Raw genomic sequence first — 26,088 nt, forward strand, 5'->3', positions numbered from 1 at the left:
CTAGTACCCAAAAAACTGCTTTGGGTTGTGTTGCAAAATATCTACTAGTTCAGCCGGTTTAATGTCGGCGTTTTGGGTTTCGAGATTTGTATAGTCGAAATGCAGATGGTCGGGGTGAGGGAAGTCAGTACCAAAGAGCAGTCTGTCATGACCTATGGTTTTAATAACCTGCGCTAAACATGGTTCATCCATCTCGATTGTGACCCAACATTGACGCTTGAAATACTCAGAAGGTCGCATTTTAATTCGGTTGTTAATTAAACCCGGAAATTCGGTATAACAGATATTGTCTAGCCGCCATAACCAGCTTAATAGCCAGCTTGAGCCCGCTTCAAAAAAGCCTAATTTAAGTTTTGGGTGTCTCTCTAGTACGCCTGCGTCCAATAAAGATAAAAATGCCAATTGCATTTCGTGAAAATGGGAGCATGCATGTAATGCAAAGCGGCTCGTATAACGTTCTGTACCTGCGGTTGGAGCTTGTAAATTGGAGCCTCCATGAAACGCAATGCTTATCCCTTTTTCTTCACACGCTTGCCAAAACTCGTTGTACGCTGAACTGCCAAGATGATGGCCGGCGATAATTTCTGGGCGCATCGTGATACTGGTCCAACCCATTTTTTCAATGGCTTCTAGTTGGCTGATCATGGAACTAGGGTCGTGGCGGCTAATCAGGCCCACGCCTTTGAGACGTACTGGGTTGTGGCTGCAATATTCGTAAAGCCATGTATTGTAGCCTCTCGCATAGGCAATGGAGGCTTGGTGGCTAATAGATTGATGATTGATAATATAACTCGCTACATTGGGAAATAAACTAGCGCTGTGAATATGCGTATCGTCCATATCTTGTAGCATGGTATTTGGCGCTGCTGCGCGTTTACGTTTGTCGATGCTTTTGTGAAACACCTTCGCACTTTCAATTTGAATGTCTTCATTCCAGCAATTGAGTAAGGGGTATTCACCAAGCTTTAATGTTGGTGGCAATACAACCCTTGCGCTTTGCCCAAGACGCAAGGCGCGTTGTTCGGCTTTATGCTGAGTGTCATAGGTTAAGTTGTACTCAAACCCTTTTATTTCAGCTGTGTCGACATAGTCTTGCCATATATCAGGTGTTTCTATCACGTGCCTATCTGCATCGTGGATAAGTATTGTCATTGATTTCCCTATTTTTATACAGAAATATCAAGCTGATAAGTAAAGCATTGTCTTTACTTATCAACCTTTGTCCGATTACTTGGACTAAAAATCAGCAGGCCGTTGCATTGGTAAATTTGCAATACTCACTGATTGCAATGGCCTGCGCATTTTTATTTTCTGGTTTTACCGGTGGGTGATATGTAAAGGTGTTTCTTGGTATGTTTTCAAAAACGCTTAAAAGAGGTTCATATCTATCGAAAACAAATTTGAAGTGGGGGTCTGTTTCAAAAGTAATATTTACATTCCAAGGCAATGTTTTTTGTAAAAACTTTTCAATCAACTCTTGGCCACTATTGGGGTTTTCAGAGGTTAATATATCTCTGAAGTTAAGGAGTATTTGCTGCTCTTTGCTTAAAGTATCTGGATTAGGATTTTCGCCTAAATCATGTGCCTCCCATGCCATCGTGATGATGGAGTTGGTGTATTCACCAATTGCCAGCCAATCCATATCATCATTGTCTGTATATGGGTGGCCATCTGCAACTAGACCCATAAATGTTGGGAACATAGAGGCATAAACAGAAATAGCTAGCGCCCGCTGCTCTTTTGGAGGGGCTACAGGCAATTTAATATGAATACTGTTCAAGCTACCTGCCCACTGACTAGAGTAATATGGGTTCCATATATTGCTGTTATTAACATTAAAATCGTCAATTAATAGCTCACAGTGAGGCAAAATTTCATTAAATGTTGAGACTTCCCCGTTGTTATTGAACTTTAGATATCGTTTGTGTTGACCTGTGTCGGGGCATGATTGGCTTTTTGGCAGTGTAACAAAGTAAGGCCCTTCAGGATCGAGCCAACCTGCGGCGACATAGACTGAATAAGTCGATACTATTTTTTGGTAGATATTTTGCATTGCGTTGTCCTTAATCTAATTTAATTGAAACGATTAAACTTTATACCAACTCGATGATATAAATTGGTTATTCAATTGGTTTTTTACCAGTATGTCTTATATCGCCTTCTGGTATCTGCACAGATAAAGCTGCCGCTTTTTCAAGGTACTGCGAATAACAGCGTTCGTAAGGCGCTATTTTGCCTTGCTGCAAAAAGCACTCAGACTTTAGCCACAACAATTTAGGTAAAAAGAGGTGCTCGTTAAACCGCTCAGTTTGTGCAATAGAGGCATCAATTAATTGCAGTGCTTGGTCGTATTGGCCTATTTCAACGTGAACTTCAGCTAACATAGCGCTCCAAAAACCATGCATTTGCTTGGCACCATTAGCTTCAAGTGCACTTATCGATTTACTGATCTTTTCTGGGATGTTTAGTAGCCAGCCTTCCAAAGAATCTATAACGCCTACCCAATTGGCCAAATTATCTTGTTCGCAAATGGCCCTTGATTGGTCCAAGATGGCTTTGATTGTGCCCTTTTGATTGGCGAAGTAATATCCACACGCAGCATACACTTTTACTAAAACAAGGCAGTGGCTGCTCTCTAGCTGTTCGGATAGCTTTTCAGCTTCTTCGATAGATTTTGCAAATTTGTGCATATCGCCCATATAAGCATGCATTAAAGAGCCTATACTCAATGCCCAAATATTAGAGTCTTGGCCATATTTAATAGTATGGTCACTGTGCTTTTCAGGATCATATAAGCGTCTTACTTCTGCAACACAATCTAACCCCTGATGCAGCCTGCCTGCACGCCACAGTGCGTGGCATTTTACTGATAGCAATGCTGCACGTTGGCCATTGTCTTGTGCTAACGGCAAAGACGAATCTATGATCTCAAGTACTTTGTTTACATCTCCTGCGACATTGACATGATTTGCAAGCAGAATTGCCGTATCAATAGACTGCTTATGCTGACCCAATCCTTCTAATAATTGCTGAGAATATTTGATAAGCTCTTCGACTTTGGCGGACGCCCAGCCAACGACCATCATAGAGGCGGTGATTAGCAGCTGATTTATTTCTAACAGTTCTTGGCCTTCGGCATCTATTTTTTTCAGTGCATCCATGGTTGCATCTGCATAGTGAATACATTGCTCATAAGCACTTTTTGTTATTGCCAAAGTTGCTGCTTTTTTTCCAAAGTACGCAGCTTCACGATACGACTGTCCAGCTAAGTAGTGGTAATGGAGAATGTCGTTAGCGCTGTCTAGGTTGGTTTTAGGATTACTCTTTATTGCTGAAGCAATTGTTAGGTGCGCTTTGTATTGCACGTCTTTAGTCATACTTTCATAGGCTGCATCGCGAACCAGCGCGTGTTTAAATATATAGCTGTCACCAGCGACTTGACGTTGCTTATAAACTAATTCGGCATCGATTAGTTCTTCTAAATCAAATTGAACCTGCGCCTCCTCCTTTTTAGATGACGCAATCAGTAAATCGTAGTCAAATTCTCTCCCGATAGTCGCACCTAACTGAGCGGTCTCTTTTGCGTGTTGCAACTGATCTAGTTTTTGCTGCAGTGAATCTCTGAGGGTTAAGGGCACTAAAGCTTCTTTGTGATCGTCAATAAAATTGTAGGCGCCATGTACTTTATGGATTAAATGTTGTGACTTCAGAGCGGTTACTAACTCTTCGATAAACAGTGGGATACCATCGGTTCGCTCTAATAACACCTCCATTAGTTGGTTGCTAATAGGTTGTTGTTCAAATAAGTATTGAATAACCTCTTGTGCACTTTCGCGATTTAATTTCTTCAATGGCAATGGAGTAAAACTCAATTTTGACAGCTGCTCAGGCAGTACTTCGCGCGATGTATTGACCCAGCTATGTGCGCCAGATTTAAATATATTGGACGCGGTAAAGTAAGCAATAAAGTCTTTACTTATCTGATCGGCCCAGTGTAGGTCTTCAAAGATAAATAAGTGAGCAGGGCGAGTTTCGGGGATTTCATTCAGCGATAGGGGTTGGCAAAGTAAATGTGCTAATAAGTTGAATAGATGCTGCTTTTGTACTTCCGGCGATAAGTCTGTGATCGGGTTTAGCTCGGGCAGAGGCAAGCTTAACCAAGCAGATAAAATTAATACGCCGATTTCTTGCTGTTCCCTATCCAATTCTGTTTGCGCTACAGCGTCTTTGAGTTTGTGCAAACTTAAATCCGGCGATAAAATATCAAGTGTATATTTATACTTTATGATGTTTAAAATAGGGTGCAGAGCATTGTTTTTGTGTTCGGGTAAACATTGGGCTACAAGTTGGGGCCTATGTTTTGCTCTATCTCTGAGTTCAAAGATTAAACGAGATTTCCCAATGCCAGCTTCGCCATAAATATGAACCAGTGGCAGGGGTTTATTTGTTAGTTCAGAGTATTGAGTTGCTGGTGTGACTAATCGATCTACTAGTTCCTTCAGCTCTCGCTCACGACCAAAAAAAGCGTTATTCTTTTTGGTGCCGCGTAAAAAGCCAAAGGCTTCAACTTGGCGCTCGCCAGCCAAAATAAAATTATTGGTGCTTTTATTGGTGTCATCAACCACAGGTTTGAAAGACAAATAATTATCGAGCAATAGTTGCACGTTTTTTGAGCATAAAATTTGTCCGATTTTCGCTTTTCGACTGAGTTTGAGTGAATTGAGAGCGGTCTTACCTGTTGGCAAATCATCAGCGATGCTCAGCATCATGCCCGTTTCTATGCCAACTTGTATCTGACTGTGAATGCCTTGGCTTTCCCGCAAAATGACATTTTTCTTTTGTATATTACTGATCAATTCCAATGCAGTACGCCCACACAGGCGACTATCATTGTCAGTGGTATGTGGATAGCCAAAATAAAACTGTAGCGTATCTCCTAATATCCCAACGTGGTATGCACCATAGCGAATGGCGATATCAATACATTGCTGCATTTGGTCGGCATGAAAAGTATCAATAACATCTTGATCTTCTGAACTATTACAGTCTATTTGCTCACAATTTAGGATAAGGCTCAACACAGTGATCTGTTTTCGCTCTGTCAACCGAGTGTAAGAGTATCTAGCGTTGTTAATTTGGGTATTGAGTAGCGTTTTTGTAACGTCCTCGTACTGAGAGTGACCTTCTTGTCGACCTTGAAACTCTAAAGTGCCGACTAGGTTATTAAAACTCAGTTTTTTAAATGTATGGTATAGCCCGGCTGTATTACTCGGCCGCTCTGAAGATTTTTTACTTAATACCCTGCGAAGCAAGCTCGCGGATTCATGACCTGCTAGTATACCTAGAGGAATATTCGCTGAGCTCAACTGCTGATGAAATACCGCGGCGAGAGAGCTACCAGATATTGTGGGTTTGCCTGTTAAGCACTCTAAAAAAACGAGCCCCCATAAATAAATATCAGTTTGCGGCACCGGTGGCTCGCCTCTTAATTGCTCCGGCGAGCTATAAGACGGAGTGCCTAAAGTTTCCTGTGTGAGAGTAATACTTTTATAATCATTCTGCCGAGCTTCTTGAGAAATCGTGCTAATCCCGAAATCAAGCACCTTGGCATGGACTTTTGCACCCACTTTGTACAACATAATATTGGCAGGTTTGATATCTCGGTGCACCACGCCTTTCTCATGGGCGTTGGCTAATGCATCTAGCACCTGGGCCATGACATCTGCCGCCAATGGTGGCTCCAATGCGCCAGAAACAAGTAACTTTTCCTTTAGACTCTGCCCTTCAATATACTCGTAAACCGCATATATTAGGAAATCACCCTGTTGACCTTTATCGATAAGTTGAACAATATTTGGGTGATTGAGTTGGCTGACAAGGGATACTTCTCGGTGAAATCTATCGATGCAGCGGCGATTTTTATCAATGTTGGCTTTGTCTGATAGCGCTAAAAATTTAATTGCGACATTTTGACCTGTACTGATTTGCGTGGCTCTATAAACTTGGCCAAATCCGCCTTCACCTATTTTTTCGGCAAGTTGATATTTATCAGAATTAAATACTTGGGGTAAGTTAAATGCGACTTCGCTGCTGGCTTCCATTTGTTTTGAATTCACTCTTTTTCAGTAAGTCAGAATCAAGTAGTAATCGTCCCCAATATGGAACAAATTACATTTAATATACAATAACACGTCATTTGCAACAACGTATTTAATATTACACCATAAGTGTTAATTTTTTACTCATTCCAATTGATTGGAAAAGTGTCGGTTGCACTATTGCAATACAGAATCTACAAGGGAACAATCTGCCGAATATTGGCCCCAGAAAGTTATTCCCGACGATACCTACTATGGTGAAGTATTTAATGAGACGTTGAGGTCGATGTTTCAAATCCACAGCGCACTAAGGTGGTTAATTGCGCAATTTTGTACAAGCACTTCGTAATCAGTTGCGTTAAGCTGAGTTCAGTTAAGGGAGAAGTGTATGCAGCATTCAAAGTTCAGCTTTCATCACGATTTAGGTGGTTTGGAAGTACTTCATAATATTGATAAGAAAACTGATTTCGGACGCCATAACCACAGCGGGTATACAATCGCGCTGGTGGACTGTGGGGCGCAACGTTTTTTTCGCTCAGGTGCTCAACATCTTGCAGGCAAAAGCAGCTTAATTTTGATCAATGCAGAGCAGGTTCATGACTGTCGGAAAGCTTGTGAAGGTGTTTCATCATACCGTTCTATGTATCCAACACCGGAGCTTTTTAATAACTTGATGGATTGCGAAAAAAACCGTGCGCCGTATTTTTCAGAAGCAGTGGTACACAACCCGGCACTGGCATATCAACTACATAGTTTGTTTGATACGTTAGAGTCACCAGTAAGTAAACTGGAGAAGCAAACGCAAATGGTGCGGTTTTTAACCAATCTGTGTGCATCTACAGGAAAGCAGGTACTGTCAGATGAGCTGGCCTCTGTGAGGTGTCGTATCGCATTGGCTAAAACTTATTTGCAGGATAATTTATTTGACGATATTTCGCTTGTTGATTTGGCTAATTTGATCCATATGAGCCAGTTTCATTTTGTACGGTGCTTCAAAGCGCAAACAGGACTTACTCCCCATGCGTTTCAGATTCAGCACCGCCTAAATCACGCAAAGGCGATGCTGCGCCATGGCAAGAGTATCTCCGATGTTGCCAGCCAAGTTGGTTTTTATGATCACAGCCATTTTAGTCGGCACTTTAAGAAAAATATGGGCATCACCCCAAACCAATACAAACAGGCTTGTTAGAATCATGAATATCGCGATAAAAAAAGGGCTGCTAGACATGCTGCCGCTAAATCTTGCCGTGCTTCCTTGGGGCATATTGTGTGGCTCTTTGGCCATCCAAAACGGCTTTTCCGCATTGGAAGCGCAGCTGATGTCATTACTCGTCTTTGCGGGTTCCGCACAGCTGGTAGCTATTGAGTTGATGGCAAAAGGCGCATCTATGATTACATTGGTCATTACCACATTTATTATCAGTGCGCGTCATTTGCTTTACGGCTTAGCGATACGTAATAACATGATAGATAAGCCGTTGAAATGGCGTGGGCCTATTGCGTTCTTTTTAACTGATGAGTTATTTGCATTCTCGCACCATCACCGGGCTTATCAAGGTAAGTTGCGGCTTATCTATGCATTAGTTGCTGGTGGTAGCTTCTATCTAGCTTGGAACTTGTGGACGTTGTTTGGCATCGTCGCCGGGCAGTTTTTACCTGATCTAACCAACCTCGGATTGGACTTTGCGATAGCCGCCATTTTTATCGCTTTAGTTGTGCCAGGGGTTTCGAATTTACCTGTATTTTGTGCCTGCTTAGTATCGGGTGTGACTATGCTTTATTTTAAATGGATAGAGTTTGAATTTGGCTTAGTCGCCGCAGCTTTGCTTGGTATGAGTACAGGATATGTTTTACAGGCAAAAGAGGACAAATCATGATAGCTACCATCGTTGTACTCGCATGTGTCACCTTTGCCACTCGTTATTTGTTTTTAGCAAAAAACTTACCGTTTACTATAGGACCTAGATTTCAGCGTTTGCTCAGTTTTAGTGCGCCTTGTGTACTCACTGCTATCTGGGTGCCGATTGTTTTTATGCCAAGTGGGAAGTTCGTAAATGAGTTGAATAACCCATATTTGTTAGGGGCTTTAGCGGCCGTTTTTTTGGCGTTTAAATATAAAAATCTTTACCTTACTACCTTTGGAAGTCTGATTGTGTTTTATATGTTCTTTTGAGCCAATATGGATCTTGAAACGATATATGTTTGATGTGGTTATTGGCCCTGAATCAAGTTCAGCGTGACGGGGTGTGAGTTCAGAGGGAAGGGTTAAACGAGTTCAGAGTAGTGGGTTATTCTTCGTCATTGTGGGCTTGCCCCGCAATCCATGTTTGATGTCGTTAGGGGCCCTAAATCAAGTTCAGGGTGACGGGTTGGTTGAGCTCAGGGTGACGAGGTGTGAGTTCAGCGTGGCGGGTTAAATGAGCTCAGAGTGGTGGGCTAAACGGTTTCAGGGATACCGTAAAAAAGCCCCTGAAGCGAAGGCGACAGGGGCTTATCACTATACTTTTTGTTATCGTCTGCGGCGTACTAGAGCAGGGAGAACAAGTAGCAATAGGAATACAGGCATTGAACCGCTTGAGGAGCGAACCGTTCTGGTCTCTACACGTTCAATGATATCCGTTTCCTTTGTTGGTACTTTCACTGTTATTACTAACATGCCAGATGCGTTAGCACCTTGTTCATCCGCAACGATATAATTGATAGTAACTTTACCTTCGCTGTTTGATGCTGGCTTGAAGGTGATTGCACTATCTGTAAATGTCACCTCACCGGAGTCAGCTGTTGCGCTAATAAGCGTCAACTTACCACCTTCAGGATCAGAGTCATTATTTGTCACGTCAACGGTCACTGTGTCGTTATTAAACACTTCAGCCACATCATTAATGGTAACTGGTGGTTGATTCTGCTGTTGAGCTTGTGCAACCACATGTACCTGTGCAGTTGCAGTGCTTGTTCCGCCTTGACCATCACTGAGTGTGTATTCGATGGTATCAATACCGACAAAATCCAGCGCACTTGTATATTGTAAACTTGAATCTGTATTAATACTCACGACACCATGCATAGCTGTAGCGCTAACTATGTACAGTGTGTCGTTATCGGCGTCAGTGTCGTTTGTTAGTACTTGTAGCGTTACCGACTGATTAAGAACAGCTTCCAGTATATCGTCGACCGCAACCGGCGAACTGTTGTCACTTTGCATGATGCTCACACCACCAGGGTCAACAATTTTACCGTTCTTAATGCCATCGGCATCATACTCCCCACCATCTACCAGTGTTAATCTGACACACCATGCACCTTCGACTAAGCCTTCCTGCCAGCTACTATCATTCATACTTGGACAGTAACCTTGTTGGCCTATGGCTGAATGCAATACGTTGCCATTTTGTGCAGAGAATGTAACCCACCCTTGGTTTGGAAGGTACTTACGATATTGTGCATTTGCGGGTATTGCAGCTTGCTGTGGCAATATGATTTTGACGCTGTCCATACCGCTTGGTACATCCACTACAAAGTCAAAAATACCACCGCGATTTTCCATACCTTCATCCGCAGAGATTAAACCTGTTTGCGCTGCTTCATCGGCATTGAGTGAGGCTGCATTTTTGTTGCTACCCAAACTCAAACTACCAAGAGACATGCACACACCAGCTTCAACTTCAATCAGATCTGATTTCCAGTTGTTACCTGAAGAAGGTAGCACATTACATAGTGCATCAATCGGGTCTAAGTAGTTAGGGATACCATCGGCATCGTCATCGCCAAAGCCTTCTTGTGCATCGCTAATGAGATCGCCATCCGAGTCTGTATTGTTGTCCAATGCTGGTTGTTCTGAGACCACCTTGAATATCACACTTTGTGTATCAAATAGGCCTGCGTTGTCAGTCGCTTTGGCACTGACTTGATAGACACCGGTAGAAAGCGTTGAAGCATTGACGCTAAACTGAGTTGGGTCAGTACTTTCGTTGCTCAAACTTGTTGGTGTTGTCCACTCGATAATGTGAGTGTCAGTGCTATTTTGGTCCATCACATCAGCTGTAATGGTGATAAGACCTTGCTCTGGGATCATAATAGAGCGCACTTCATCTTGTTGCACCGTATTAAGAGTCAGTATTGGTGCAATGTTCGACTCTACGATTGTAATTTCATGGCGCTGTTCAGCAATTGCATTTAGTTCACTTGTGTCCAATGTGATCACAATAGTTTCGTCTGCGTCGTTAACATCATCAAGCGTAGTTTCAACAGAGATGTGGCCCTGTGTACCTGACTCTATTGTGAGCTGTCCAGATATTGACGCGTAGTCTTCTTCACTTGCAGTGCCAGTAACTGTAAAGTCAATCGTGAGTGGATATGTGAAATGTTCACCACTGAGTACTACAGGTACTGTTGCCGTTTGGCCTTCAACAACAACTTGGCTTGGAGATGGCAGGCTTACCATTGGACGTACGTTGACCAACTGCGCAACTTTTTCACATACATTGTCAGTACTGCATGCCTGCCAATACACTTTGTTTGCACCGGATGGCAAGAAGTTGTTACCAAGTAGCTCAACTGCGATAGATTTACCGCTGCCATCAACCGCTGTGGCTACGCCTAAATCGACCTTGGTAAGCAGGCCTGTTGCATTAACCGTACGATCAGCCGGTACGGTGATCACAGGAGCAAAAGGTTGCTCTTGACGTAGTTCCAACACAGCTTCTGCGTGACCGCCAAACCCATCCGAAATTGCATAACGAACCTGAGCTACACCATTGAATGTGTCCGTGGTATTAAACAAAATTTGGTTGCCTTCAATCACCGCATTACCAGCATCGGTATTTACAGCGACCAATGACAATGTATCACCATCTGGATCGCTGTCATTGTCTAAAACAGTTATTGTTGCTGATGATTGACCTTCAGCCAATTGCACAAAGTCATCTTTGGCAACAGGTGCAAGGTTGGCTGTGCTAATTTGTACATTTACCGTTGCCTGCGCAGTGTCAGTGCCATCACTGATAGAGTAGCTGATAGTCGCATGGCCCGTATTCAATGCAGGAGCTTGATATTGAAGTACATCGCCGTTTATTTCAACGCTACCTATATTCGCATCTGCCGAAGTAATACGAAGCGTATCGCCATCGATGTCGGTGTCATTCGCAAGTACGTTGATGTTGGTCGATACTTTTGCAGAGGCCACTGCTGAGTCATTGGTTGCTGTCGGCGCGTCGTTTTGCGGTGCAACAGTGATTGCCACCTGTGCACTCGCGCCAAGCCCACCTTCATCACTGATCTCATAAGTGATTTGCGCTGTACCATTATAGTTTTCAGCTGGCGAATAAGTAATTGCAGAGTCTGAATACGTTACTTGGCCTAGGCCAGAACTAAGAGTTGCATTGGTGACCTTCAAGCTCGCAGTGTTTTCGTCGCTATCGTTACTCAATACAGATACCGTCACGCTGTGATCTTCAAGTGTATTTGCTGTGTCATCAATCGCGATAGGTGCTTGGTTTTTGGCGATAACATTGACCGAAATAGTTGCACTTGCCGTTTCACCATTGCCATCAGAGATGGTATAGCTGATCGTTGCCTGTCCTACGAAGTTGGCACTTGGTGTAAAGCTTACTTGAGCATCAGAATAGCTTACGTCACCTTCGCCTGAGGTGAGCGTCGCGGCGCTGATGGTTAGTGGATCAGAGTCTGCATCAGTGTCATTTTCCAATACATCAATTAAAATGCGCTCACCTTGTACCGCATCAGCGTTATCATCATTAGCAACTGGTGCTTGGTTGTCAGGCAGGACAACGATTGATAAATCGAAGTCAGTGATAACAGGGTCGTGATCAGACGAGCGATAAGGAGAGTCTGAGAACCATTTACTTTGTTGATCTTCAGATTTGCCTTCTGTGTTGTAGTCTAGGCCAGCAGCCTCATCGGCATTAATATGCCAGAGCATGGATTGAGCAACACGCTCCATTGAACCGCTTGCTGTTAACATGTGATCCAAACTACCAGCTACACCGCTGAAGTAGTATGAATAATTGTTACCAACGCCTTTCTCAATGCTGATATTTGTGAAACCAGCGTTGTAAAACTCAAGCATCGGCGCTTCATGTGTATAGGCATTAAAGTCACCTAAAATGGCATAAACTGGAGAGCTTGTGATTTCACTTGATTCAACATTTGATTGGGTAAGCGCTGCAACTACCGTCTTTGCAGCTAAGATACGCTGACCATTACATGCACCTTCTACTGTGTCGTCCATGTCTACGCCACATGATCCACCTTTAGAGCGGAAATGATTCACAACGACACGGATGTCTTTCCCACCATTCATTGGCTTGAATGTTTGCAGCATAGGTGGTCTATGTGCCCTTGTCGCTTCATCAAATGGCGCGTCCGTTATTACTTGAGCACTTCCTTGGGGCACAACGCGATTGGCACGATAAACAATGCCGACAGTGACTGCATCTGTACCAACTTGTTCTAGCTGAGGATTAATAAATGCCCAATCATTCACATCATCGCGTTCATTCAGGCCATCAATTAGGTTCTTGATAGCACTGCTGTCGCCGTAACCATTGTTTTCGATTTCCATCAGGCCAACAACATCAGCATCTGATGCCACAATTGCACGGATCACTTTACTACGTTGTCGGGTAAACTCTTTTTCATTGTTTGCACCGCGACTGTTAAAGTTGACGAAGTAGTTCATTACGTTAAAGCTGGCAACACGTATATGCTGTTCTGACTTGCGCTCGTAAGGTCTAGTACGACGAATATTAGACTGTTCAAAGCTTGGCAAGCTGGTTGGAATGAGCTTGTAATTGCCATAAGTGTAGTGGATAACCCCAGACATGTTAGACACCTGGTCGCCAGAACGGAGCGGTGAATCTGCACTAAAGCTCGGATAGTAACTGATTTCTTCAGGGTTACTTTGTGTTGAGTTGTCATCAACAAGTAGACTGTTTCTTGCGTTCAGTTCAGCAAGCGCTGAGCGACGGGGGTCGTCTTTAGGATACTTATTGGTAGGTTGCATTCGCATGCCTTGAGACAAGTAAATCTCACCATATTTAGTAAAATTATGGCTAAGCGTTACATGTAACTTTTGTGGCATTGATACCCACATACCTTCAAGTGACTCTTGGTCAAAGCCTGCTGTAAACGGCAGACTCACTTGTGTTGGTGTGACTTGTGTTAACACATTTGTCGCACAAGAGAGCATATTTGTCACAGCATTGATTTGCGTTAAGTCGTATTTTTCAACAACATTACCCAATACACGAACTTGCTCACCCACTGTGACCTTTGTATTTGTATCAGCAACAAAAATACCTTCTGATGTAGCGCTGTCAGAATCTGCATGTTGATCTTCTTCTTGAATAAAGAAACCGCCATGTTGCCCCGCATCTTGAAATGCTGCTACCACCACACCTTCAATCACAACCTGTTGGTCCACAAGTGGGCTGGCAGCTCCGTTACCCTGAATTGCATTAATTAAAGTTGCAGGGTCATTACATGCGCCAATCTCAATTTGAGGTGGTGTTCCACCATCAGTACCACAGGCTAAAACGCCGCTACAGCCTAGGCCATCGGCAGTATTTTTCTCGAAGCCTTCCCACTCAACACTTGGGTCAAAAGCATCATCTAAGGTTGTATCACCAGATGTGATCCCTTCTTTGCGACGCAGAGTTTTATCTTTTGTTGAGGTGTTACCGCTGCCCCATGCACTACCTGGATCTGTCCCTACTTGACCAATTACATCGGCAATTTGGCCGTCAACAGCCAGCACTAATGCATCATCACCGTTAAAGTATGTGATGGTACTCGTGCTATCTTGACGGCTCTTAATGTCGTCATTCGCACCGCTGTTGGCAATAACATGTGTTTCGCCATGTTTTAGCTCACCAGATAGTGTTTGTGTTCTTAATCCTTCGGTAGACAGTGGTTTACCATTGTCTGCCAATGTGATTGTGACACGGCTCAAATCCAGAGTCGCGCCGGTAAAGTTTGTGATTTCAACCGCTTTATTGCTGCTGCTGCCTTCAATATATTCGGTGAAGATAACTTTACTCGTTTCGACCTGTTCACTGACCTGAATCGAAAATTCGGGCAGATTTACAATACCTGTATTGCCATCAGTTACACCAATGACGATATTATCCGTCACGCCAATATCTTGAGATGATGGAGTGCCCGACAATTCGCCATTTTGCGTGTTAAATGTCGCCCAAGTCGGTTTATTAGTGATTGAGAAAGTCAGCGTGTCATTGTCTTCATCGTTCGCTTCTGGTTTAAAACGATACGCAATACCCACAATCGCACTGGTACTTGGTGTTCCTATGATAGTAGGCGGGTTTTTAATCGAACTTGAATCTACCACTTCAATATTAAAGCTTGGTAGAGACACGGTAGATGTACCATCGGTTACTGAGATTTGAATATGTTCATAAATCGCAATATCAGCAACAGCAGGTATACCAGATAAATGACCTGTTTGCGTATCAAAAGTCGCCCATGAAGGCTTGTTCACGATCGAGAAGGTTAAAGTATCTTTATTTTGATCAGAGGCCGTAGGGGTGAAGCTATATTGACGACCAGTCCCAACGATGAGCTCGGGTTGACCACCAATGACAGGTGCCACGTCGCCTAACTTTGGACAAGTTTCACCGAATAGTATTTCTGCAAACTCAGGATTATCAACAAAAGGGTTGCGGTTACCTTGTTGCTCAACAATACGTTGGTGTCTATCAAGCTCTAGCTTATCAACGGTATCTTCACGATGCCAATCCATGAGGTTACAAAGCACGCCTAAAGTAGGTGAGCTACTCGCGCTAATATTGTTGACAAGCTCAAGGTCGGGCATGCTGCCGTCTGTACCATCATAGCGAACTGCCATGTAGAACATCATACGCGCAGAATCGCCTTTGACTGCATCTCTGGGCTCAAATGAGTCGCTGTCAGTAAAGTTACCTGGGGCGCCATCAACTGGGTTACCACCATCGTCATAATCTTTGCTGCTTCGCGTTGAGTTAACCTTTACATTTGTGGGTCTAAGGTGGTGAATGTCGGTGTAACCATATTGGTTTTCACTCGGGAAACCATGGGATTTTGGCCAGCTATGTTCACGGTTCCAATCCGTTGTGCCGCCACCGTTGGTATCTTTTGACTGACTTTTTCCTGTATAAAACAGCAGCACATTGTTTGAGTTATCTGGATCTTCATCGGTATACTTTAGAGCATCCCATACTTGCGAGTAAGTCATTCTTTGCTGACCTTGTCGCGCAACTAAAGACAGTGCGTTTTCTAACTCAGCACCGACTTTACCAATTGCTGAAGCATAGTACGTATTGTAATCATAGTTGCTGCCCGGTTTGTCTGTAACCGTAATTGAAAAGGCTGGTAGGCTCACCGGGGCATTGAAACCATCAGATACAGAAATGATGATGTTTTCATTATTGCCGGTGTCAGACTCCGCTGGCGTGCCAGCAAGTTGGCCTGAAGCCGTATCAAAAGTCGCCCAACTCGGCTTGTTGGTGATGGAAAATACTAGACTGTCATTTTCTAAATCGATGACATCGGGTGTAAACGTATAGTTTCGAGTTGCCTGTACAGAGGTGTTTGGTGAGCCAGTTATTAGCGGTGCATCATTGGTGCCTGCTGCTCTTACCAAGATTGAGAAACCGTTAAGTGCATTGATGACTGTGCCATCGTTAACGGTGATAACAATGTTGTCATATATACCAATATCGGCCGCTGTCGGCGTCCCTGATAACTTCCCCGTGGCTGTATCAAAAGTTGCCCAATTTGGTTTGTTTTCGATTGCAAAGACCAGTGTGTCATCATCTAGGTTGGTGACTGTAGGCGTGAATATGTAATTGTCAGTGGCATTCACTATGCCTTTTGGCTCACCACTTATTTCTGACGGGATATTGCCGTCGCCGCCACAGGCTGTGATACCTGAGCAACCAAGACCATCAAAAGTGTTTTTTGCAAAGCCTATCCATTCATTGGCTGGATCAAATGCATCATCTATGGTGATGTCACCACTTTCGATGCCCATTTTGCGACGGAGTGTTTTATCTTTTGTACTGGTGTCACCTGAACCCCAGCTGCTGCCCGGATCGGTACCAACTTGACCAATGCTGTCAACGATGACGCCATTGACCATTAGGGTTAGTGCGTCGTCACCATTGAAATAAGTGGCGGTGCTGGCGATATCGCCAAGCGCTTTTAGTTCGTCACTCGCACCGTTGTTGTAAAGGACATAACTGCTGCCCGCTGCCAGAGTTCCGGATAGGGTGAGTGGGGTGACCTCATCCAACTTTTTACCATTTGCAGTTAGCGCAATACTGACGGTACTAAGATCGATACTATTGTTGCCAAAATTAGTAATTTCAAGCGCTTTGTTATTGCTGCTACCTTCGACATATTCTGTAAAGATAACGTTCGCATTTGCGTGGCCAATAACGACACTTGAACACAGCCCCATAGCAATGCAGCGGCCCAAGTATCGCAGTTTTCCACGATGCTTATTATTAGAGTTCATATTTTTCCCGTGTGTTTATCACTCTGTTTTATCATTTGCGAGCTAGATTATTTTTAAGGGTGCAAATATTCCCATTAAAAAATGGGAGGCGAATATAATACTCTATTATGAACTTTTTATTAAAACTGCCTTAAACATAGGACATCTAATTGCAACAATTGGTCGCATCTATTTATTAACACAAGTGCCAGTTTAAAGTTTTTAATAGGGACATTTGTCCTTGCATAACGTAATGATTAGTATGGGTTTCTGTTGGGGGCGGAATTTTGGGGGCCGTCAATCTATGAGTAGTAATGCTGATAAGTCGTTATCTAAAAAATCATCCCGTTAACATTTTTTCATTTTTAAATTATTTTTATATACAAAAAAGAACGTTCTAATTTTTACAATTGTTTACGAAGTGAGTGGGTTTTAGCCAGGTTGTATGGCTTTTTTGAATGAAAAATGGTTAAAAAACCGATAATTGCAATAATGGGGGTGACCATCCACAGTGCACTATGGCAAGGTCGGTTTCAAACAGTATGAGAGAGTTCTGCTATTTAGTGATGCATTTACCTTAATAGCTGGAGGTGACAAAAGGCAATATTGCAGACACTCAATAACAATACAGCTAGAAGCTCTACATCTTTAGGCAGTAGCTTTTTGAGGTTGTACAGTCACTTATCGCGTTCAACAGCGCGCTATTAAAATGAATAGTAAAACCTATAAGGGCAGCCATCATGGTTGAGGTTAAATACCCTAACTTTATGGCTGCCCGGTGTTGCTTAATTTAAGAGCTTTAAATAATTAGCTCAATATGTGGGCATTGCTGAGTAATAAATGATGTTAAACTTTCTCTGTCCTGCGCCTCTAGAGAACTATACACCTTGAGCCTGTTCATATTATGTTTGGAAGCATATTGGATCAGGCTTAGGTACTCACTTGAAAAGTCACTTATTGCGAGTTCTTCGGGTTGAAGCTCCTCTATCAATTGTTTGATTATAGGTTCATGAGCCCACAGTTGTTTACAGAAATTTATATTGAATGTATCAATAGGGCCAGAATTCAGTTGACGAACCTGCTCGAATGCTGGGAAGTAGGGACATGCCAAATGCTCACTGTTTTCTAGTACTTTGTTGAAGTCACCGGAAATTGTAAAATAACTGATGCTAAAGTCTGCATTCAATAGAAATGAAATACGGCCTTTCATTTCCCCTTTGGTGTTTTCAATTCCTGCATTCCAATCTTGCAGTTGGCCACTTAAGTCCCATTCGTGCATTTCATCTAAGCAAAGCTGCTCATTCACCATTGTTTCTATTTGTAGTTCATGTATCGCAGTTGAATTGTAGTGAAAATGGGTGTTCTCACGGTTCATACCACGTATGAAAACATCTTCGCTTGATACTCTACCTTTTGGATAAATGCCGTATATGGTCCCAGTATACCTCTCGCCATTTAAATACATGGGTTCATCTGTGGTGCAATCGACCAAATCATCGAGTATGGCATGTGTTGTTTTATTTAAATAAGGCGGTTCGTAATCATACTCCTTAACCCCATTTTTATACACATGCCGGCTGGTTACAACCCCGTCGGTATGGCTAATTGCCATACCGCTAAACAGGGTATTGTGATAGTAATAGTGCCCTTGTTTTAACTCTAACGCCTCAAAAAGCACCATTAATAACCCGTTTGTATTCATTTTCCTCCCCGGTATTTGTCCATATCTGTTAAGATTTCTAGGCCTTTAAGGATCCCACTACAATTTTGACAAGCCGTAAAGGCCTCGCCTACCCCCTGTCCTTTAAGTTTAAAAGTGGCGATAGAGATTTTAGTCAAATCTGTGCTCACATTATTTAGGTACCAGTTTACTGCTCTAACCTCTGCGTGCAACCCAGGTGCTCCTGCCGTTCCATTTGGTATGGGTATGTTATTGGCTTTGATATATTCCAAATAGTCTGAGATACGTTGTCTCATGATGGGGTGAAGTGTCCCGCCATTTTCAGTGGTGTAAAATTTCTTAGCTATATAGTCCAAGTAGTTTTTCACATTTTTAATGGCTATTGATTTGTCTTTTTCAATCCATTCAGCATAACCTTTCGTAACTAGACTTGATGCTTTAGATGGGTTGCCGGTAAAATTATAAAACAGTGCAGACTCAGAGCCTTGTTTACCTGCTTCAAAGAATTGGGCAATGGCCGTTCTGTTTTTCACCTCTGGTTTTCTCCCATCGCCAATCTCGAGTAGGACTTTAGTCTTTTCACGCAGTGCGTTAACAAAATTGAGCTTTTCTCTGTCGACCCCTTCGGAGACAGCCCTCGCTGCTACATTTCGCGTAACAGTCTCAGCCGCTTGGGAAGCCGAAACGGCCACATAGCGAGATGCGCCTGCAAAGGGAGCGATTGCGTCTATAATTCTCCAATCTTCTAGTGCATCGGCGCGTTTATTTCTAAATATTTCTCTAAGCGTTTCTGCACCTTGGACATTATCATAGGCTGGGCCAATTACATGGTAGTAGGCTTTGTTGAATGCTTCCCATGGACCCTTAGTAATGGCTTCACGACCAAGTGAGCGCCAGTTATATCTAAGTATTTGTCCATCAGTGTTAGAAAAGTTCTCTACTACTGCATTGCCATATGTTTCGATGAGTTTGGCTTTTTGCTCTGGCGTGCCTACACTAAGTGTTTCTAAAATTGCGATTTCTTGTAATAACAGAAGATCTCTACCAGAGATATTGGCAGGGGCTATGGAGGGATCGTTATAAGCAGAAGGGAGTAGGATATTTTCTTTTTTTATATCTTCAACTTTATAGCCATGAATTTGTGCAGATTGAAGTATGTGATGCTCATCAAGCACGGCAAGTAGAGCGGTTGCTTGTTGATACTGAGGTGACATTTCTCTCATGAGGCTTGAGTAAGTGACATTGCCACCTTGCTCCGCAGCTCTTGAGATAACTTCACTGCTGCCTTTTGCTACAAAAGCAGTAAGGCCTGCCACTAAGCGTGAAATATCCGCTCCGGCTTCTTGTAACTGTCTAACCTCAGATGTGGCAACTTTAAATCGGTTCCACTGGGATAGTTCAGCGGCAGAGACTTTATGCGTATTTAAGAAGTAGTTGAGCTCTTTTTCAGACAGGGTTGATGGGTCTACACCTACGTGCTTTTCTAGCCAAGCTGCGACATCCTCACCTTGCTTCGTGAGTTTATCAACTCGGTGATCGTATCGACTCGCAACAAATTTAGCCGCTACAGAGCCTGACGCACCTGCTAGACACTGTTGAGAGTTATTGCCATTTGTTGAAGAGACGTTTGCAAGCAAGCATCCGGTCGCGGCATGCGCTATGTACTTCGACGCTTCTGAAATATCGAAACTTTCAATTTGGCTGGTAATGCCACGCCCTAATGCGCTAACAGCACCACTGCGTAACCCGGCTACAAATGAGTCAGTTAAAGTACCAAAGTTGCCCCCTTGAATAACTGTTTCAATGCCCGCTCTAGCTGCTGAATCAGCGACAATTTGCAGCGCTTGGTTTCCGACAGATGCAAGTGCTTGTGCTGAAGCACTGGCAACATTAGGGTCTACTTCAAAGAAACTGATAGCATCTATGTCTTTTAAGACGCCAGCTGTTGCCATCGAAATCGCCAGTGAGCGTAAATTATCACTGTCTACAATTGACTTGATTGCGCCATCTATGCCTTCGCCATTGGCAAGGCTTGTGACAGCTTGGGTCGTTAAGGTCGCTGCACCCGCTGACAACGCTGCTGCAGAAAATGTACCTTGTCCCACAGCGGTAGCGATTGCGCCTTTAGAGCCAATCCACCCTGCACCTTGAGGCCCCATTGCAACTGATACTGCAATAGCAATGATTGCCATTGCAGCTGGGCTGAGTGTGCTTGTTTTTTCATGTATGTGGATCTTTTCTAGTTTGTGATAGACCACATCAAGTAGGTTGTTACAGTGCTGGAAATCAGGGTCGTGCCTCATTGCCTCATAGGCATAGGCATTGTAGCCTACAGGCGCTTGATGAGATGACGTTGAAGGGCAGTTATATCTAGGGTCATTGTAGATATCAGCCATCCAGCTCAAACTATCAGAGCCTGCAAACTGATTAACAACGTGAGAAATATCCTCCCCTTCATACTGTCCAAGTTCGAGGGTTAACCCATGGGTGGCGTGAACTTTTACTCCGCCAATTATTTCATTGTAGACTGCGGTATCGACCTGATCTTGCTTGGTCTCAGTCTTTATTTTCCATGTGCCCTTTCTAACTTTATTGTAGAAGTAATCTTTTTGCTGTATTGCAAGTAGTAAGTTTATTCTGCCATTTGGGGCTTCGATAGATGTGCCTGTACCAGACTTGATCTTTGTTGCTTTTAGAGTGATATCACCTAAGTGAGAGGCTATTTTTACACTTTTCCCTGCTTCTAATGCAGAGTGAATGGCCATGGTCTGAAGTTGCTGCTCTTGTTCAGTGGTTTTACCCCACTTGCGATTATAGCTACTGCTTTGCTCACCTAATTCATTGAGAATATAAACACCATTTTGACCAAGAATATCAATGATACCTTTATCAGCGTGTAACTCTGATGCCTTGATTTCAATTACGCCAGCAGCGTAGAGGCTAATGTTATCTCGGGCTGACAAAATAGACTGGACATAGCTAATGCCTTTTTCGTTTTTTTGGCCTCCTTTGATTTTAAAGCTTGCAGCGTTTTCTAGCTTTGCAGCTCCGATATAAATGCTACCGTTACTATTAAGCTTTATACTACCGCCAGCTGCATTTGCAGTTGCTCCCTCAAAGACCATATTTCCATATGTATTTATTGAGATACTGCCACCTGCATTAATTGAAGCGACTGTACCTAAATGATCTTCATAGCCGTGAGCAGACCTAAATCTATGAACAAACGTTTTTTGTTCGTAGTTTCCTGCAACTATCTTTACATTTCGCGCGGCATTGATTTGACCATAGTTATACAGAGTGCCTGAAGCCACGCCTTTGATATTTCCGCGACCGTCTTCGATGTAACTGACACCAGCATAAATGTTTGAAGCGCCGCTACTTAAGGTGATGCTGGATTTTGAGCCAATGACTAAATCATTGATAGTGCTAAAGGAAGCGTCTCGCTGAATTTTTAAATCAGCGTTTGAGATAGAGGCTGATTTAAATGAAGCATTGGACTTTCTAAATTCAACGGTATGTGTGCCATCGATACTTTGCGCGTCAACAACACTGGTACGCAGATGAACAACAGGTACTAAAACATAGTTGCCAGCGATATTACGTGATTCAGGCCAGATAAAATCAATGTTAAGTGTATCGGCAATATCACTTGGCAACGGCGCACCAAACATATGAGTAAATGATGAGCGTTTTGCAACCGTCATCGCATTTACATATAACTGATTGATTTGTTGCTGTTCACTGGTAAAGGTGTCTTTGTAATAGGTTCGGCCTATCTGACGTTTGATTTGTGAGCCAATTAACTTCTTTTGTACAAAGTTATCACCAACTTGCTTCTGCAGCGGATAAGTTGTTCTTTTTTTCGGCACGAAGAAGGTAATATTGCCAGTGATTGGAATATAGTCGACTGACTTTATGTTGGGCAGGCGATATATTGCTGAGGTCTTTAATTTACTGTGAAACTCGGCAATACTCTGGTTGCCATATGCACTGGACGGCTTTGGTATGTAACTAGATCTTTGGTACAAATAATCGCTAACCACAGATCTTATAAACATTTGTTCTGAAGTTAAGTCATGTTGTACTTGTTCGTTTGAAACGCTTGTCAAAGCTGACGCTACACTTGGCAGCGTGAGTTGCAGCATCATAAATAACGTCAACCCATAACTGGTGGCTTTGTGCCATAGGGAGCGTTTTATGTTTTCCATTGATGTATTCATTATTATTTTCCCTTTACTTACTCTAGCTCACAGCCTTCACATGGAGGCTTAGGTTCAACGTCACCGCCGCCGCCGCCGCCGCCACCACCACTGCTACCGCCACCGACGTAATCCACAGTTTTTTCCGTCCATTCGCTGAAAGTTCCGCAATGTTCAATATTTTGATATTTGGTGCATGCTTTGACTCTAAATTTGACTTTGCCATCCGTTTTTTTGGTAAATGCACGCCAGCTTGTTGCGGTACGTACTGGTGAATTGCTTAAATCGGTCTCTAAAATGTAGCTGTGATGCGGTACTAGTACATCGCTCCAATTGAATACAAGCCGACCTGTTTTATTGTCGTAAGATATTGTTTTGTATCCTGGAGTGGGAGGGGATGGAACCTTTAAGTCGTTGTAGGCAATCACTTTACTGTACTCTCGGTAAGGATTGTAATTTACCAAATCCACATGTGGGTTTTTTAGGGCTGTAGTTTTAAAGAAGTGGCGGAAGTATTTTACTTCTAGATCGACAGTACCACTTGAATTAATCGTTGGCGTGAAGAAAGCGTTTGAATAGACGTTGCCCCAATAACCCCGCACGATTCGGACATCTGGAAAACCTTCGGCATCTTTGTAGGTTTGTTCCATTTGAGCGCCTCTATTGTATCTACCCATGTAGATTTTAATTAGCTCACCTAACTGCTTCGCTGTATGGGCTGTGCCTGGTATCGGACGGTGCGCGGCAGCTTCTTCCAAAATCTCTGAAAATGGTTTGCTATATTCTTCTGGTACACAGCGCTTGTTACCGAAAGTTTCACCATCTTGCAAGATACTGAGTCTACACTCATAAATAGTAATGATGAGGTGTCTAGCTGAAGTCGTTTTTTGTTCCGCTACGTTGTAATAGAACATCTTCCCGTGTTCTGGATGAAATTCTTCACCGCCGAAAGCTGCTTTTTTCTCTGCAATGAATTTTTCTTTGAACCACTTGATGTCGGCGTCGATAGTTGCTTCAAGCTGTAAGTTGGTTTGAACTAAAAAGTCTGTACTTAGTCCATTCACATCATCCAAAAACGAAGTAAATGTGGTCTGCGTATAGTTTTCTTCGTAGTTTGAAATATTACATGCATTGGTGATACATGCTGGAGTTAGTCCTTCTTGATACTCGGATGAAGCGGAGATTGCGATGGAGCCGAAGGTGGTGTTGTAAAAGTTAGAGCGGCCATGAATTTGTAAAAAACTTGCAAGGTTAGTGAATGTTGTCGCTGCGTTGCTATTTAGAGGAGAGTGATTAAATTCGCCAAAGCTGTATAGCGCCGCCATAGGTGAAATAGCATCGACATGTGCCGATGCAGTTACTGCCAGTGGACTCTTAACAGCGTGTTTTTCATTGGTGCTATCATGCTGCTTTTGGTGGAATACATAACCTTTTGAATCGAATCTGTAACGCTCATTTTGTAGTTTTGGCGTGTTAATAGTGAATTCACCAGAGCTTTCAAGACCAAGTATGGCACTGCTGTTTAATACGTAAGTACTGCTATATAGCTTTAGAGTGTGCTGCGCGGTTATACTTACTTGCCGAGATTTTCCGTAGTCTAAACTAACTTTTCCTGGCCACGCTGCATCCCCCCGCTCTTTATAATAAGGGTTAATGTTTTCCAGTATTTTTGCTTTGATATTTAAGTGAGTTGCACTGATATGCGCAGGTCGACTAGCAATGAGTTGTTGGCTCGTAAATTGTGAAAACTGATTACTATTAAAAATGCCGTATTTTTCTGCAGGCTCTAAACCATCTTTAATGGTTAACGCTGTATGTTTTTTTATCGTAGGAGTAGATGCATTGCGTGAGCCATTAATAAAGTAGTCAGTATCAAATGACACGTTGTAACCAAGTATACTGCCACCAAAGTGGTTAAATACTGCATCACTTGCGTGCACGCGTAATGTGTTGCCTGCTAGTTTATTACGGTTATCAATTGCTTTTGCACTAAGCTCAAAATTACCAGATATTTCAAATGTGCCAGTGTTTTGAAGTTCGTCATTAATGGTAATTTCAGCGTTGTGGCCCTTAATTGTCCCGCTATTATATAGCCTAGTGGCTTGCAGATTTACTCCGGTATCAGACAGCACAGAACCTTTATTGTTTATTGTGCCTAGGGTTGGTGTTTGGCTGACCGTAACAATATCTATATTACCAGTCGGCGCGAAGAAATCGTCACCTATATGGCTTGTTGCCATAATATCTGATTGTGTTGTGAGTTTGGCACCTGAATTTATCGTGACAGGCCTAGCACTGACTATAGAAACACCTGCACCGTGAATTGTTCCTGAAAAAGTATTTGAGCTGAGTGAGACCTGTTTCGCGTCAATAATTTCGTGCGTGTTGTAATTAACCGTCATTCGACCAATGAAAAAGTTGAATCCGCCACTAACTCCAATTAGCCCTGAATTACTAAGCTGATGTTGTGAACCGTGCGCGCTGGCTCTGAAAGTTGAACTAATATTTCCAGTGGTTGAAACGTATTGGGCGTGTGTTTCAATAGACGCTGCATCTGGTGCAGATAAGTTGCTTAGGGCTATCTGGCCTGCATTCCGATTCGTTAAATTGCCGAGGCTGCTCATGTGCTTAGAATAGCCTGTTGAGCTACTTGCTACAGCGAGCGTGATCCTAGGGTAGCCTTTAAATGAACAATTATTGCAACTAATTGAACCATTATCGGAATCTACGATAAATACTATGTTTGCAGCAATGTCTCCTGAGGCAAACACAAGTTCGTTTCTTAATGACAAACTATTAGCATGGATCACTATTGTTTTTAGTTTATTTCCTGTGTTTGAATTAGCTAACCCATTTGAATCAAGCATCAGGATAGGTTTATCTACAATAAAATTTGTAAATCGATTATATGAAATACCATGTTGATTTGGTGGGGCAATGATGAGTTTATCTTTATCACCGCGTAGAAAATGTATATTGCTATCAGAAGTGGTCAGGCTAGAGGCACTGACCAAAAAGCTCGGACCAAGCAATAAAATTAGTAACGTTATTTGGACTAGTTTCATTAATTACTCAATAGCTTTTTTAAAGCTTATGTTAAGAAGTAGATTAGGGAAGGGATATAATTAGAAAATTTATTCATCCACACTCTCTTATCCTTGATGTTTTATTTTTCATGAAATTTAATTGGAAATTTTATAATAAATGGAAAAATAGACATTGGATAAACCAAAGTGGATTGTGTACTTCCCTGATATTTAAAAATATGCCAGAAAAAATTCTTATGTATGTTTCGCTTTGGTTAAACTCCTTTTAACTTGCGTTTTTTATTTTGTTATACTTTATTGGTTGTGTTTGTTTTTTTCAAGATGTAAGTTGAATGGTTTTAGCGATATTAATATTTTTATTTTCTGTTTCTTTAAATCTGTGTTTGTTGGTGGGTAGAAATATTAACATTTAATTTTTGTGAGTTGTTTAGAGTAACTTTGCAAACTAAAATATGATATTGATTGGTAAAGATAGATAAAAATCATTATCTTTTTATTGGAGTTTAGTTGTTACGTGATTTCAATTAAATTGATAACTACTAGGATGAAT

Annotated in this window: 10 protein-coding genes; 3 read left to right on the top strand and 7 right to left on the bottom strand. The window is 42.5% G+C overall.

Annotated elements, in window-relative coordinates; genetic code table 11:
• From QNM18_RS14080 to QNM18_RS14090, 3 genes are all read right to left on the bottom strand, one after another.
• Window positions 1–1,152, bottom strand: a complete 1,152-nt coding sequence (locus QNM18_RS14080; RefSeq protein WP_284137586.1) for an amidohydrolase family protein — start codon at window positions 1,150–1,152, stop codon at window positions 1–3.
• A gap of 91 nt (window positions 1,153–1,243) precedes the next feature.
• Entirely contained in the window at window positions 1,244–2,053 is an 810-nt protein-coding gene (locus QNM18_RS14085) for a hypothetical protein (RefSeq protein WP_211011572.1), read from the bottom strand.
• 67 nt (window positions 2,054–2,120) lie between these two features.
• Complete coding sequence (locus tag QNM18_RS14090; RefSeq protein WP_284137587.1) at window positions 2,121–6,116, bottom strand: TOMM system kinase/cyclase fusion protein; 3,996 nt, start codon at window positions 6,114–6,116, stop codon at window positions 2,121–2,123.
• A 370-nt stretch (window positions 6,117–6,486) separates the two neighbouring features.
• Between QNM18_RS14090 and QNM18_RS14095 the strand changes: the two genes are divergently transcribed.
• The 3 genes from QNM18_RS14095 to QNM18_RS14105 are packed head-to-tail and all read left to right on the top strand — an operon-like array spanning window position 6,487 to window position 8,271.
• Window positions 6,487–7,287, top strand: coding sequence for a helix-turn-helix transcriptional regulator (locus tag QNM18_RS14095; protein ID WP_284137588.1), 801 nt, complete (start codon window positions 6,487–6,489; stop codon window positions 7,285–7,287).
• A 4-nt stretch (window positions 7,288–7,291) separates the two neighbouring features.
• Entirely contained in the window at window positions 7,292–7,975 is a 684-nt protein-coding gene (locus QNM18_RS14100; protein WP_211011569.1) for an AzlC family ABC transporter permease, read from the top strand.
• Complete coding sequence (locus QNM18_RS14105; RefSeq protein WP_284137589.1) at window positions 7,972–8,271, top strand: AzlD domain-containing protein; 300 nt, start codon at window positions 7,972–7,974, stop codon at window positions 8,269–8,271. Before QNM18_RS14100 ends, QNM18_RS14105 begins: the two co-directional genes overlap by 4 nt.
• 336 nt (window positions 8,272–8,607) lie before the next feature.
• On the opposite strand, the gene QNM18_RS14110 is transcribed toward QNM18_RS14105, so the two are convergent.
• From QNM18_RS14110 to QNM18_RS14125, 4 genes are all read right to left on the bottom strand, one after another.
• Window positions 8,608–16,629 (bottom strand): ExeM/NucH family extracellular endonuclease, encoded by an 8,022-nt coding sequence (locus QNM18_RS14110; protein ID WP_284137590.1) that lies wholly within the window; start codon window positions 16,627–16,629, stop codon window positions 8,608–8,610.
• Window positions 16,630–17,407: 778 nt separating this feature from the next.
• The gene (locus QNM18_RS14115) at window positions 17,408–18,310 is read right to left on the bottom strand and encodes a hypothetical protein (RefSeq protein ID WP_284137591.1); all 903 of its coding nucleotides are present in this window, start codon (window positions 18,308–18,310) and stop codon (window positions 17,408–17,410) included.
• Window positions 18,307–22,512, bottom strand: a complete 4,206-nt coding sequence (locus QNM18_RS14120; protein ID WP_284137592.1) for a DUF637 domain-containing protein — start codon at window positions 22,510–22,512, stop codon at window positions 18,307–18,309. The genes QNM18_RS14115 and QNM18_RS14120 overlap by 4 nt, the downstream gene beginning before the upstream one ends.
• 17 nt (window positions 22,513–22,529) lie before the next feature.
• Window positions 22,530–25,556: an autotransporter outer membrane beta-barrel domain-containing protein gene (locus QNM18_RS14125; RefSeq protein WP_284137593.1), complete on the bottom strand. Its 3,027-nt coding sequence runs from the start codon at window positions 25,554–25,556 to the stop codon at window positions 22,530–22,532.
• Between the last annotated feature and the right edge of the window lie 532 nt (window positions 25,557–26,088).

Source organism: Pseudoalteromonas obscura (genome assembly GCF_030135505.1).
In the GTDB taxonomy this organism is placed as follows: domain Bacteria; phylum Pseudomonadota; class Gammaproteobacteria; order Enterobacterales; family Alteromonadaceae; genus Pseudoalteromonas; species Pseudoalteromonas obscura.

Excerpts from the sequence above, each read along its gene's own strand:
- QNM18_RS14080 (WP_284137586.1), bottom strand. The coding sequence starts at position 1,152 with ATGACAATACTTATCCACGATGCAGATAGGCACGTGATAGAAACACCT.
- QNM18_RS14085 (WP_211011572.1), bottom strand. The coding sequence starts at position 2,053 with ATGCAAAATATCTACCAAAAAATAGTATCGACTTATTCAGTCTATGTC.
- QNM18_RS14095 (WP_284137588.1), top strand. The coding sequence starts at position 6,487 with ATGCAGCATTCAAAGTTCAGCTTTCATCACGATTTAGGTGGTTTGGAA.
- QNM18_RS14100 (WP_211011569.1), top strand. The coding sequence starts at position 7,292 with ATGAATATCGCGATAAAAAAAGGGCTGCTAGACATGCTGCCGCTAAAT.
- QNM18_RS14105 (WP_284137589.1), top strand. The coding sequence starts at position 7,972 with ATGATAGCTACCATCGTTGTACTCGCATGTGTCACCTTTGCCACTCGT.
- QNM18_RS14110 (WP_284137590.1), bottom strand. The coding sequence starts at position 16,629 with ATGAACTCTAATAATAAGCATCGTGGAAAACTGCGATACTTGGGCCGC.
- QNM18_RS14115 (WP_284137591.1), bottom strand. The coding sequence starts at position 18,310 with ATGAATACAAACGGGTTATTAATGGTGCTTTTTGAGGCGTTAGAGTTA.
- QNM18_RS14120 (WP_284137592.1), bottom strand. The coding sequence starts at position 22,512 with ATGAATACATCAATGGAAAACATAAAACGCTCCCTATGGCACAAAGCC.
- QNM18_RS14125 (WP_284137593.1), bottom strand. The coding sequence starts at position 25,556 with ATGAAACTAGTCCAAATAACGTTACTAATTTTATTGCTTGGTCCGAGC.